Raw genomic sequence first — 13,649 nt, forward strand, 5'->3', positions numbered from 1 at the left:
CCAAATAAAACTCATCTAAAAAAAGCAAAAATTAAAATACTTACAGCAGTACCAACTAAAGCGCCTAATATAACTTCTTTCAATGAATGGGTGCCTGATTCCAGACGACTCTGAGCAATCAAAACTGCCAGCAGCAGAGCAAGAGTAGCGGCCAAAAAATTGCGGGTTAAAAAAGCAATTATAATTACGGAAGAAAATGCTATTGCAGTATGCCCACTTATAATTCCTCCCTTAAGTGGTGTCCCGCTTTTAACCATTGATTTTAAAACTATTACAAAAACGAATAAGAATACAATATTTATAAATGTAAGATGAATAGGCTGATGCCGCAAAACAAAAATAAGCTCCAGTGAAAGTTTCTCTAACTTATAAAAAAAAATTAAATAACCGGTAAAAGCTGCATTTCCAGCGGCAACTAAAACTGCAGCAGCACTAATATTTTTTGCAATTCTTGCCTGATAACTGTATTCTGGTGCAGTCATATCAATAATTACTTCTACTGCTGTATTTATAAGCTCGGCAAAAATAACAAAAGATATAGCAACAATTACAAGTGCAAGCTCCACTCTACTTACATTAAACAGCAAACTAAAACCGAGAACCATCATTGTCACAAATAAATGTATTTTCATATTTCTCTGTGTTTTAATAGAATGTATTAATCCTGCAATTGCATGATTAAAAGTGTCTATAAATTTTCTCGGTTGCATAAATCCCTCCTAATTCCTTCTCAAATCAAGCTGAGCAAGAACTCTTTCTTCTTTTTGCCTCATCATTTTCTTTTCTTCTTCCCCATAATGATTATATCCAAACAGATGCAGAACTCCATGAACTGTCAAATATGCTATTTCTCTGGCAAAAGAATGTCCATAATCTTTAGCCTGCTGTAAAGCTCTTTCAGCAGAAATTACTATATCCCCAAGTATCTCATCACCAATAGGAAAGGACAAAACATCTGTTGCTTCATGTTTATCTCTGTATTTTATATTTAATTCTTTAATTTGCTCATTATCGACAAGAGCAATACTTACTTCACCCCCGTTGTAGCCTTCAAGTTCTGCAGCACATTTCACAACCTTCTGAAGCAAATTTTCTATTTCAGAAGGAAGCTTAATTTTGTCCTGATTATTGCTCAGCTGAATATTAATCATCCTTATCTTTTCCTTTCATTTCTTTTATAATATTTTCTGGATATTCCACACGCTGATGATAAATGCCTGACAGTACTTTAACAAAACTGCTCACTATTATATCAAGATCCTTAAGAGTAAGATCACATTCATCAAGCTGATTTTCGATCAATTTATCCTTTATCAATCCCCTGACAAAACCTTCTATTCTATTATGGTTATTTTTATTAAAATTTTTAGATCTAACAGCAGCTTCAACTATATCTGCCAGCATTATTATAGCAGCTTCACGGCTCTGAGGTTTTGGACCATCATATCTAAAATCACTTTTTTTAACATTGTTATGTTTGTCATCCTGTAGGGCCTGCTGATAAAAATAAGAAATCAGATTTGTACCATGATGCTGTTTAATAATATTTATTATTTTACTGGGTAATCCATATTCTTCTGCCAGCTCAACTCCATCTTTAACATGAGACTTTATAATAAGAGAGCTTAAGTTAGGAGATGTTTTATCATGTGGATTTTCTCCTCCAAACTGATTATCAGAAAAAAAGTAAGGTCTTTTTAATTTTCCAATATCATGATAATATGCACCTGTTCTAGCAAGTAGTGCATCTGCCCCTATATTCTCAGCTGCAGTTTCGGCAAGATTACCAACTATTATACTGTGGTGATAACTTCCGGGTGCTTCAACCAGCAGTCTCTTTAAGATGGGCTGGCTTGGATTGGAAAGTTCCAGCAGCTTAACAGAAGAAGTCATATCAAATAAGTTTTCTAAATACGGAAGAAATCCGTTTGCAAGTATTCCAACCAAAATTCCATTTAAAATCCCACCTGTAGCAGCCCAGAGAAGATACATCCAGTCCTGTGTTCTTTCAAGAAAAGATAATCCTGTTATAGAAAAAATTAAGACCAGGCTTACATTAAATCCAGCTCTAATCACATCTCCCCGCTCTTTTACTCTGGATACACTGAATATCCCGACAAGTCCTGCCAGAAAAGATGTTAAAACAATATTTATATTCATATTAAAGACAGGTGCAATAAGGAAACTTAAAAAGACTGTTGAAATAAGAGCTGTCTGAGAATCTATTAGTACTGTCAATAAAATCGATGCCATTGCAGTTGGCACTAAATAATCCATAAACGAATTCTGAAAAATCGCAAATATTTTTGCCAGCATAACCACTATAAAAATAAGTAGTTCAATTAATAATAGTTTTGTATTGCTGTTCCATATATCTGGCTGATATTTGCGAAAGTAAAAACCCAGCAGCAGAATAATTATAAGTACAATTACCAGTGTGCCAAATATATTAAAATAATTAATTCTGGATTTCTGCAGACCTAATTTTTCCAGTACTACAATATCTTCAGGCTGTACAACATCACCTTTTCTAACAATTATTTCTCCCTGTCTTACAGTTCTTTTTACAGGTTCAACCTGACTAACAGCTTCCTGCCGTCTTTTTTCTGTTTCTTCTGAATTTAAAAACATATTTGGTTCAATAACAGCAGTAACTATATTGGCAGCAGCCAGTCTCTGTTCTCTGGAAATATCCAGCTCCATTGCAGACTGCCGTAAATTTTTTGCTGCATCCGGAATATCAGACGGCAAAATTCTCTGTGAAAGCTGTTCTTTTATAAGATTTTGAGAATATTCCTGTAGCTGTTTTAACTCTTCTGTATCCGTATTCAATAATGTTCCAATAGTAACATCTTCTATATTAAAATTGATTTTAGATTTTATATTTGTGATCAAACTATTTTTCTCTTCTTCATTCAAATTTTCAAAATCAAAATTTTTATTTCCCTCTTTGCTGGAATTTGATTCAGAATTTTCATCATTGCTTTCTGTTAAATTTTTGTTTTCTTTTAATATTTTATTTTGTATAAAATTATTTTTCTCTGACTTAACAGCTGTAAAAATCATATTAAGCTTTCTATTAACGGTTGAGTTAACATTGTTATCTTCCTCATAAACTTTTGGTGCTCTTTTAGCCGCCATCTGTTTTAATTCTTCAGTTTTCTCTTCATCTACAAACGTTAATGTCCTTGGAGCTGTTATATCATTTTTGCTGACCTGTCCGGATTTTAAATCAATTCTATTAGGGATTAAATCTAAAGTCAAAGTTAGACTTAAAAGAATGAAAAAAATAACTGCCCAGATTATTTTCTGAGTATTCTGGGAAAAACTGAGGTGTTTTTTTCTGAAATTTCTCAGCTTCACCCTTAACTTTTTCATTAATTTCATATTTATTTCCCACTTTCATATCTCTCATAAGCTTTAATGATTTCTTTAACAAGGTCATGCCTTACAACATCATGCCTTGTCAGATAAACAAAATCTATTCCTTTTATATCTCTTAAAATTTTTTGTACAGTTGCAAGTCCTGATTTTTTGTTATTAGGTAGATCAATTTGAGTTATATCACCGGTTATTACTGCTTTTGAATTAAATCCTATCCTGGTTAAAAACATCTTCATCTGCTCTAGAGTTGTATTTTGAGCTTCATCTAAAATAACAAATGAATCATCCAGTGTACGCCCGCGCATATATGCAAGAGGTGCAACTTCAATAATATCCTTTTCCTGATAAAGTTTTGACTTCTCCGGCCCCAGTATATCATAAAGGGCATCATAAAGCGGTCTAAGATATGGATCAACTTTATCCTGCATATCTCCTGGCAGAAAGCCCAGATTTTCTCCTGCTTCAATCGCTGGCCTTGTTAATACAATTCTGCTTACTGTTTTATTGAGAAGACTTTTTACTGCCATTACCATGGCAAGATAAGTTTTACCTGTTCCGGCAGGTCCAATTGAAAAAACAATATCTCTGTTTTTTATAGATTCAATATACAGCTTCTGGCCAATAGTTTTAGCCTTTATTTTTCTACCTTTATAATTTTCTTGAATAACCTCATTATATATATCATTAAGATTTACACTAGGATTTCTTTTTAAAAGATCTACAGCATATTTTACTTCTCGTGGTATAAGTTCTCTTTCTTCAGATGTTATTGAAATAATTCTTTTGATAATTTTTTCCTTTTCTTCGATTTCTTCATGATCAGCAATAAGTCTAATTTCATTTCCCCGCCCAATAAGATCAACTGAAAGCATCTCTTCCAGAATTTTTAAATTTCTATCATGACGTCCAAAAAAATTCATTGCTATTTTATAATCATTAATAATAATACTTTTACTCTCTTCTGGCAATTTAAAATTCCTCCTCTTTCTTACATTATATAATTCTATAGTAAATAAGATAATCCTTCCTCTCTATTCTTAATCGAAAATATCTAAATAAAACTCTATCCAAATATTCAAATTAATGTGAGAAATTTATTAATTAACCGTTATACTATTATATCATACTTATGTGTTCAGACAAGTTTTAGCCATTAAACCTTTTCCCATTTTGCATCTCTAAAAATAATTTTGGGGAAATTCTATTTAACCATTTTGTTTTCCTTCTTGTAATTAGAGTATATCACTTTCAAATTTTTTCTCCAATTCTGTTAGGAGGACTATATAGAAAGAAGCTGCAGCCTGTATTAGACTGCAGCTTCTAAAATTTATTTTATTAAACTAATCTATTCTCTTGCATAATCTAAATTAAAAATATTTTTTGGAAAATAAGGAGGCTTATTTGTGATAATATGTTCTGTTCTAATAAATCTGACTGTACCTGTTTTACTTCTTGTTACAAGTGAGTGAGTTTCAGCATTATTCCAGGAATATCTAACACCCTTTAAAAGCTCTCCATCTGTAACACCTGTAATGGCAAGCATTATATCATCACCTTTAGCAAGATCATCAGTACAATACAGCCTATCTAGATCTTTTATACCAAATTTTGCTGCTTTTTCTTCATCATCTTTATTTCTGCATTTTAATCTTGCCTGTATTTCTCCACCAAGACATTTTAAAGCTGCTGCCGTTAACACTCCCTCAGTCGCTCCCCCAATACCTATCATTACGTCTACTCCACTTCCCTTACGGGCAGTAGCAATCCCGGCTGCAACATCTCCATCACTAATCAATTTAATTCTTGAACCAACTTTTCTTATTTCAGAAATTAACTCATCATGGCGCGGTCGATCCAGAATAATTACCGTGAGGTCTTTAACACTTTTATTTAAGGAATCTGCAACTGCTCTAAGATTATCTTCAACAGGTGCATCCAGATTAATTTTGTCTTTAGCTTCTGGTCCTACTGCAATTTTTTCCATATATGTATCCGGAGCTTTTAAAAATGAACCTTTTTCTGCAACAGCTACTACTGCTAAAGCATTTGGCAGTCCTCTTGCAACAAGTGTAGTACCCTCTAAAGGATCAACAGCTATATCAACCTCATTAAAAGAATTCTTTGCACCAATCTTTTCTCCAATATAAAGCCTTGGTGCTTCATCTTTCTCTCCTTCTCCAATGACAACTGTTCCACTAATAGAAATGGTGTCAAAAACAGCTCGCATTGCATCAACTGCTGCTTTATCTGCCATTTTTTCCTGCCCTTTTCCCATCCATGGTGCGGCAGCTAAAGCTGCAGCTTCAGTTACCCTTACAAATTCCAGTGTTAGTTCTCTCTGCATTTTTAATACCTCCATTAGAATTTTTTAGCTATATTCATAATTGTCTGGAGTAAAATAGTTTTACTAACTCTGCCCACAATCTTTTTATTATCAATAACAGGCAGTGAATCAATTTCATTATCAACAATTTTTTCCAGAACATCTATGAATTTTTCGTTTTTTTTAACTGAAATAATATTGGGCATTCTTGTCATGGCAAGGCTAACTGGAGTTTTCTTTAAATTACCGTGTCCAATACTCATTTTTAGCAGATCTTTTCTGGAAATAATTCCGGTAAGCTCTTCTTCTGTATCTGTAACAAAAACTGTCCCAACATCTTCCATAAAGAGCTTTATTGTTGTATCATAAATACTCTGATTTTCTTCTACACTCACTGGAGATGACATAAATTCTGAAACTGGTTTTTCTAAAAGATCATCAATATTAGTTAGTTTTTTCCCTTTTTTTAAATAGTATCCAACTTTTGGTTTTGCATCAAGCAGTTCCAGCATCGTCAAAAGAGACAGGTCTGACCTTATTGCTGTTCTGGACAGTCCCAGCTCTTTTGCAATATTCTGGCTCGAAATAGGTTCGTTATTTTTTACAATCGCTATTATATTATTTTGTCTATCTGTAAGCTGCATCTCCATACCTCCAATAAATAGTACTATTTATATATATAGTATAACATATTGGACTGATTATGCAATATATAGTATTAAAATAGAGGTTCCCAAAATTATTTTTAGAACTGCAGAAAAGAATTTCCCTTATAAATAAAATTTTTAGGATAATTAGTGTTCTGTAATCTGTTTAATGGATTACAGTTTTAAATTTATAAGAATTAAATTAGAAAAATTTTTTCTTATTTTCATAAGCTTTTGGTGGATTCATTATCTCATTATATAAAACTACTTTTTCTGCTTCTGTATAAGTGGCGAATTGTCTAAAAATATCATTTTCACTTCCTGAGTCAAAATTGATATCAGATCCAAAATCAGAGTAGGATTCCATACTGATAGGTTTATCATCTGCTGACCCGAATGACACATCAGAATCAACCTGATTTTCTGAAAAATCATTTATATTTCCCTGGGTATATTCATAAACAGTTTTATCATTATCAACAGTAGTTGTGACATTAATATCAGAATTAACTGGCTGCTGTGAATCCATTACACCTCTATTTTGAGCTCTGTTTTCTTCCGCAGATTTCAAGATAAAGCTAATGATTTTTTTAAATATACTAAAAAAATTAACAATTATAAATAAAAATATCAGTAAAACTGGTAGTATAAATATCAAAGTTTCCATCCCTCAACCTCCTTTTTTCTTCAAAATTATACCTTCTTTAAAATTCATTTCCTGAATTATTATTTTTCTTTACTTCTGAAGAATCCGAGATACTTGTTCTCATTTTAGTGTCAGATTCTACATTTTTTATTTTCATATAATCCATAACTCCTAAATTTCCATTTTTTAGTGCTTCAGACATGGCCAGAGGAACCTGTGCTTCTGCTTCTACTACTTTTGCCCTCATTTCCTGAACACGAGCCTTCATTTCCTGTTCTTCTGCAACAGCCATTGCTCTTCTTTCTTCGGCTTTTGCCTGTGCAATTTCTTTATCCGCTTCTGCCTGATCAGTCTGCAGCTGTGCACCAATATTCTTACCTACATCTACATCAGCAATATCTATAGAGAGTATTTCAAAAGCAGTTCCAGAATCAAGACCTTTACCAAGGACAGTTTTGGAAATGGAATCTGGATTTTCCAGAACTTTTTTATGAGACTCGGCAGAACCAACAGTAGTTACAATGCCTTCTCCTACCCGGGCCAGCACAGTTTCTTCCCCTGCACCTCCAACTAGTCTTTCAATATTAGCCCTGACAGTTACCCGTGCAGTTGCCATAACCTGAATCCCATCCATTGCAACAGCTGTCACTATTGGAGTCTGGATAACTTTAGGATTAACACTCATTTTGACAGCTTCTAAAACATCTCTACCAGCAAGATCTATTGCAGCAGCTCTTTCAAAAATAAGATCTATTTCTGCCCTCTGAGCAGCAATTAATGCATCAACTACTCGATCAACATTACCGCCGGCAAGATAATGAGCTTCCAGTTTATCACTGCTCAATGCAAGACCAGCCTTATGAGATTTTATCATAGGACTAACTATTAATGACGGTACAACTCGCCTCAATCTCATACCAATTAAATTAAAAAAACTAACTTTAACTCCTGCTGCTGTTGCAGAAATCCAGAGCCCTATGGGAATAAAATAAAAGAAAACAAAAATAAATAATACAACTAAAACCAAACTAAAAACAGAAAATACTGTCATACTTTTTTCCTCCCTCTTTGTATTAAAATTCTATCACTCTTCACTTTCTTTACTTTCTTTTACCACAATTCTACTGCCAATTACAGAAATTATTTCAACCTTTACCTCTTTATCAACAAAACCACCTTCACTAACAACATCCAGCCGTTCAGAATCTATTTCTATAATACCTGAGGGTCGGAGAGGAGTTACAGCAATACCCCTTTTCCCTACCAGATCTTTCCTGCTGCTGTGTGAAAAATATTTTTCGGCATCAGCTGATAGAGATATTCTTTTCCAGAACTTACTAACACCAAGCAGTTTAATTAAAATAACTGCGCTTAATACTGTCATAATTACAACAGCAGCCAGCACATTTACAGCCGTACTTTTATCAGGAAAAAAGAAAAAAAGGCTGGTCATTACTGCTGCAATTCCACTAATTCCCGCCACTCCAAACCCAGGTATAACAAAAACCTCTAGAATAATAAGAATGATTCCCAGTAAAAAGAGAAGCATTAAACCCCAGCCCGCACTGCCTACAAATAAATGTCCGGCAAAAAATAATAAAAATGCTGTAATACCCACTGTTCCACCAATACCAAAGCCTGGAGTAAGTATTTCAAAAATAAGACCGGAAAATCCTACAACTAATAATAAAGTACTTACAATTGGATTGGTTAAAACAGATGAAACTAATTCAATGTTACTTTTTGTAATAAAATTAATTTCAGAAATTTCAATATTTTTTTCAAAAAACAAATCGTCTCTGGAATTAACTATTTGATCAGCAATTTTTAATTTTACTGCTTCTTCAGCAGTCAGTGTAAGAAGTTTACCTTTCTCAATTATACCCTCGATTACTATATCTTCATCAACCATTGCCTCGGCAATTAATGAATCTTTATTCCTTTTTTCAGCTGTAGCAGCAAATTCTTTTCTTAAAGCAGAAATATATTTTTCCTCTTTTGGTCGGGTCTCTGCTGCTCCAATACTCGAACCAGGAGCCATATATAAATTCTCCCCCGAAAGTGCAATTAGTGCTCCAGCAGACCATGCTCTTCCATTTACAAAAGTATCAATTTTTACTGATGAATTAAGAATTAAATCTCTTATATTAAGTGCAGAATTAACATATCCACCTAAAGTATTTATTTCCATAATAAGCAGATCAGCACCAGAATTTTCAGCTTCTTTAATACCTCTTTTTAGAAAAGAATACTGACTGCTGTCAATAGTTCCTTCAAGATTGATAAAATATATATTTTCTGCCCTGGTTTTACAATTAAAAACAGGCAGTAAAGATACCAAAACAAGTATAATAATCAGGTATAAAATAATTTTTTTCGACATTTCCCCACCTCCGGGAAAATAATTTAGCCAGGGTTTTACCCCTGGGCTAGATAAATTATTAATTATTTAATCTTTCTTTTACTTTTTCGCTCACCATTCCACCATCTGCCCGTCCTTTTACTCTAGGCATAATATTTCCCATTACCTGGCCCATATCAGCCATTGATTCAGCACCTAATTCTTCAATCGCTTCATCAATCAGCTCATCTACTTCTGCTTCAGAAAGCTGTTCAGGTAAATATTCCTGCAGTATGTCTATTTCTCTATAAAGTTTATCCATTACATCCTTTTTCCCTGATTTAGCAAAATCATCCAAAGAATCTTTAATCTGTTTTACCTGTTTTGCTATAACAGCAGTAACTTCCTGGTCATCCAAATCTTTAGATAATTCTATTTCTTTATTTTTTATCTCAGATCGTGTCATTCTAATCACTGAAAGTTTTTCTTTATCTTTGTTTTTCATTGCTTTTTTCATGTCTTCCAAAAGACGTTCTTTTAAACCACTCATAATTTTCACTCCCAATCTTTTAAAATAAAAAGATATTTTTAGCCCGGCGGCCACTGCATTACTCTTCCACCCAAAAGATGGAAATGAATATGATAAACTGTCTGACCACCATCATCTCCACAGTTGCTGACAATTCTATAACCGGATTCTGCAATATTATTCTTTTCGGCTAAATCAGCTGCAGTCTGATAAACATGTCCCAGCAGTTCACTATCACCTTCAGAAATATCATTAATAGTTGAGATGTGTTTTTTTGGTACAATTAAAATATGTACCGGTGCCTGTGGATTGATATCAGAAAAAGCTACAACTTTTTCATCTTCATATATTAAATCTGTATCAGTTTCTCCTGCAGAAATTTTGCAGAACAAGCAGTCCTTCATCTTCTCACCTCCAAAAAATGTTCAAATTAAATAAATAGGTTCTTTATAAATATATTCTATTAAAAAAGAAAAACTCCTGCTAATCCACCAATTCTCCTTTAACATGATGTGGATCAGCCGAATCAGTAAGTCTTACTTTAAGAAGGCTATTTTGGGCAGCATCAGGGCCAGCAAAAAGAACCTTAAGATAGTTATCAGTAAAACCTGTAAGCATACCTGTTCTATGATCTCTTTCTTCCTCAACCAAAACCTCTTTTACTTTATTTATAAATTTCCTCTGATATTTCAGCATCAACTCTTCATTGACATCACGAAGTTTTTTACTGTAAGCACTAATAATATCACCTGGTAATTTATTTTTCATTTCTGCAGCTTTTGTTCCTTCTCTAATAGAAAATGGGAAAACATGAATTTTACTGAATTCCACTTCTTTCACTATTTCAACCGTTTTAGAAAAACTCTCATTATTTTCACCTGGAAAACCTACAATAATATCCGTTGTAATGGCAATATCAGGAACTAACTTTCTAATTTTTTCTACAGTTTCAATAAAATCTTCTCTTAAATAAGGCCTGTTCATTGCTTTTAGAATTTTATCACTTCCACTCTGTAGCGGAAGATGCAGATGGGAACAGACTCTTTTCTCTTCAGCAATCAGAGCTATCAATTTATCACTAATTTCAGTTTCTTCAATAGAGCTTAATCTAATTCTTTTTATATCAGAAATATCCAAAATTTTTTCTATCAATTCAGCCAGAGCATCTTTGTTTTTTTTATCAGAACCATATGCCCCCAGATGAGTACCAGTTAAAATGATTTCTTTTACTCCCTGACTGCAGAGATTTTTAACCTCTTCAATTACAGATTTCTCACTTCGGCTGCGCACAGGTCCTCTGGCATAGGGTATAATACAGTAAGTGCAGAACTGGTTACAACCATCCTCTATTTTTACATTGGCTCTGGTGGTATTTGTCAGCCTCTTTACCTCAAGACCCTCATAATCATTAAGCTCTTTATAATCCTTTATTTCTGCGTCAAATTCATCTCCAGCAAGAAGTTCAGAGACTTTATTAACTATTTGCAATTTGCCGGAACTTCCCATAATAAAATCTATTTCATCAATAGATTCAACTTCATCAGGAAAAGCCTGAGTATAACAGCCAACAATTCCTACCAAACTGTTAGGATTGGCTCTTTTAGCTCTTCTTGCAATCTGCCTTGTCTTTCTGGCAGCTTCATTTGTAACTGTACAGCTATTTATTATATAAACATCTGCAGATTTAGAATAATCAACGATTTCAAAACCACTGTCTGTAAAAAGATCTATCATTGCTTCTGTCTCATACTGATTTACTCTGCAGCCTAAAGTATAAAATGCTGCTTTTTTATTCATTATTATCACCAAATTCACCTTTTTCATATAATATACAGCTTAATGCTACAATACCGGCTGTTTCTGTTCTCATAATTCTCGGACCGAGTGTCAGAATATCTGCTTTTAGTTCATTTTCTAAAAATTCAATTTCCTGAACAGAAAATCCTCCCTCAGGACCAATTATTATAAGTATATTATCACTGCTTTTAACAATATTATGAGAAAAATAATTTTTTAAAGTTCGCGTTTTTTCTGCCTCCCAAAAAGTAATAATATGATCAAACCGTTCTTTTAATTCTTTTAAAGATTTGAGATTTCTAAATTCTAAAATATCAGGAATAACAGCTCGGCCAGACTGTTTGGCAGCAGCTTCAGCAACTCTCTGCCATCTTTCAATTTTTTTAGCTTTCTTTTTAGCATTATATTTTACAATACTGCGGCTGCTTTCTAATGGTATTAATCCATAAAACCCTATTTCTGTTGCTTTTTCTACTATTAAATCCATTTTACTCTTTTTTGGAAGACCCTGAGCTATAAATACTTTCAATTCTGACTCTGTTTTTGATTTTTCGCTTTTTATAATCTCCAGCAAAACTTCATTTTCTGGATAATCAACAATTTCTGCCAGCATATCATTTCCCCTACCATTAGAAAGAACAACCCTGTCACCTATTTTTAGGCGCAGGGAATTTTTAATGTGATTATAATCTTTTCCAGAAATTGTAATAGTTTCCCCAGTATTGTAATGCCTTTTGATGAAAAATCTGTGCATCTTAATCCTCTCCAGTATAATTTTTACATTAAACACTAAGGGCTTCTTTTATTTTTTTTAAAAACCCTTTATGTTCCGGATTAATTTCTTCACCACTGATTTCTGCAAACTCTTCTAAAAGTTTTTTCTGCTCTTTACTTAAATTTTTAGGTATAATTACCTTAACTTTTATATATTGATCTCCCCGCCCATGACGGTTGAGGTGAGCAATACCTTTATTTTTTAATCTAAATGTTGTGCCAGGTTGAGTTCCTTCCGGTATATCAAATTGTACTTTGCCGTCAAGTGTAGGGACTTTTATTTTATCTCCCAGAGTAGCCTGAACAAAGCTGATGGGTACTTCACAGTAAACATCATCACCTTTTCGATCAAATATCTTATGATTTTCAACCTCAATTAATATATATAGATCTCCAGCCGGTGCACCTTTTTCTCCTGCCTGTCCTTCTCCGGACATTCTCAGTCTTGTTCCTGTATCTACACCTGCCGGGATATTAACTGTTAATTTTCTCTGTTTTCTTACCTTTCCAGATCCACCACATTTTGAGCAGGGTTCTGAAATTATCTTACCTTCACCACCACAGCGCGGACATACTTTTGCCTGAGTGAACTGACCAAAAGGAGTGTTTTGAGTGGATCTCACCTGACCCTGGCCGCGACATTCCGGACATGTTTTTACCTCAGAGCCCGGTTCTGCTCCACTACCATTACAGTGATCACATTCTTCATCTCTAGGAATTCTAATTTCTTTTTTACCACCAAAGGCAGCTTCTTCAAAAGTTATATTCAGCCTGTACTGAAGATCCGCTCCCGGGCGTGGTCCTCTTCCTCTTTGCTGGCGGTTTCCCATACCGCCAAAACCTCCACCGAAAAACATGTCAAATATATCATCAAGACCACCAAATCCACTTCTGGCAAAATCATCAAAATTAAAGTCATTTTCATTAATACCAGAATGTCCATACTGATCATATCTGGCTCTTTTATCCGGATCACTTAATATATCATATGCCTCAGATATTTCTTTGAATTTTTCTGTTGTATCCTTACCATCCTGATTCATATCTGGATGGTATTTTTTTGCAAGTTTTCGATATGCTTTTTTAATTTCTTTCTGGTCAGCATCTCTGCTGACACCAAGAATCTCATAATAATCCTTTTTTGCCATAAATACACCACCTCATCTATAAAGAAAAGAGAGAACAGACCAAGGGAGAGTAAATCTCTC

Annotated in this window: 14 protein-coding genes; all 14 read right to left on the reverse strand. The window is 33.8% G+C overall.

The window, feature by feature from the left end; all coding sequences use genetic code 11:
* Positions 1–11 precede the first annotated feature (11 nt).
* Positions 12–710, reverse strand: coding sequence for a diacylglycerol kinase (locus tag DFR78_RS08260; RefSeq protein ID WP_114458366.1), 699 nt, complete (start codon positions 708–710; stop codon positions 12–14).
* A gap of 9 nt (positions 711–719) precedes the next feature.
* Positions 720–1,151, reverse strand: a complete 432-nt coding sequence (gene ybeY / locus DFR78_RS08265) for an rRNA maturation RNase YbeY (protein WP_199505587.1) — start codon at positions 1,149–1,151, stop codon at positions 720–722.
* Positions 1,144–3,387, reverse strand: coding sequence for an HD family phosphohydrolase (locus DFR78_RS08270; protein ID WP_114458367.1), 2,244 nt, complete (start codon positions 3,385–3,387; stop codon positions 1,144–1,146). The genes ybeY and DFR78_RS08270 overlap by 8 nt, the downstream gene beginning before the upstream one ends.
* A gap of 2 nt (positions 3,388–3,389) precedes the next feature.
* Positions 3,390–4,304 carry a PhoH family protein gene (locus DFR78_RS08275; protein WP_114458390.1) on the reverse strand — a complete coding sequence of 305 codons (915 nt, stop codon included), beginning with the start codon at positions 4,302–4,304 and terminating at the stop codon, positions 3,390–3,392.
* A gap of 425 nt (positions 4,305–4,729) precedes the next feature.
* Entirely contained in the window at positions 4,730–5,728 is a 999-nt protein-coding gene (glpX, locus tag DFR78_RS08280) for a class II fructose-bisphosphatase (protein ID WP_114458368.1), read from the reverse strand.
* Between the two features lie 14 nt (positions 5,729–5,742).
* Positions 5,743–6,351, reverse strand: coding sequence for a CBS domain-containing protein (locus DFR78_RS08285; protein WP_114458369.1), 609 nt, complete (start codon positions 6,349–6,351; stop codon positions 5,743–5,745).
* A gap of 205 nt (positions 6,352–6,556) precedes the next feature.
* The gene (locus DFR78_RS08290) at positions 6,557–7,021 is read right to left on the reverse strand and encodes a hypothetical protein (RefSeq protein WP_114458370.1); all 465 of its coding nucleotides are present in this window, start codon (positions 7,019–7,021) and stop codon (positions 6,557–6,559) included.
* 37 nt (positions 7,022–7,058) lie between these two features.
* Positions 7,059–8,051, reverse strand: a complete 993-nt coding sequence (gene floA, locus DFR78_RS08295) for a flotillin-like protein FloA (RefSeq protein ID WP_114458371.1) — start codon at positions 8,049–8,051, stop codon at positions 7,059–7,061.
* 33 nt (positions 8,052–8,084) lie between these two features.
* Positions 8,085–9,383, reverse strand: a complete 1,299-nt coding sequence (locus DFR78_RS08300) for a nodulation protein NfeD (RefSeq protein ID WP_114458372.1) — start codon at positions 9,381–9,383, stop codon at positions 8,085–8,087.
* Positions 9,384–9,441: 58 nt separating this feature from the next.
* Complete coding sequence (locus DFR78_RS08305; protein WP_114458373.1) at positions 9,442–9,891, reverse strand: GatB/YqeY domain-containing protein; 450 nt, start codon at positions 9,889–9,891, stop codon at positions 9,442–9,444.
* A gap of 38 nt (positions 9,892–9,929) precedes the next feature.
* A complete protein-coding gene (locus tag DFR78_RS08310; protein WP_114458374.1) occupies positions 9,930–10,274 on the reverse strand; it encodes a histidine triad nucleotide-binding protein in 345 nt (114 codons plus the stop codon).
* A 79-nt stretch (positions 10,275–10,353) separates the two neighbouring features.
* Positions 10,354–11,667, reverse strand: coding sequence for a tRNA (N(6)-L-threonylcarbamoyladenosine(37)-C(2))-methylthiotransferase MtaB (gene mtaB / locus DFR78_RS08315; RefSeq protein ID WP_233487030.1), 1,314 nt, complete (start codon positions 11,665–11,667; stop codon positions 10,354–10,356).
* Positions 11,660–12,421 carry a 16S rRNA (uracil(1498)-N(3))-methyltransferase gene (locus DFR78_RS08320; protein WP_114458376.1) on the reverse strand — a complete coding sequence of 254 codons (762 nt, stop codon included), beginning with the start codon at positions 12,419–12,421 and terminating at the stop codon, positions 11,660–11,662. The genes mtaB and DFR78_RS08320 overlap by 8 nt, the downstream gene beginning before the upstream one ends.
* Before the next feature lie 28 nt (positions 12,422–12,449).
* On the reverse strand, positions 12,450–13,589 hold the full coding sequence (gene dnaJ / locus DFR78_RS08325) for a molecular chaperone DnaJ (RefSeq protein WP_114458377.1): 1,140 nt from the start codon (positions 13,587–13,589) through the stop codon (positions 12,450–12,452).
* Between the last annotated feature and the right edge of the window lie 60 nt (positions 13,590–13,649).

The organism is Halanaerobium sp. MA284_MarDTE_T2 (assembly GCF_003337245.1).
Taxonomy (GTDB): Bacteria; Bacillota; Halanaerobiia; order Halanaerobiales; family Halanaerobiaceae; genus QPJE01.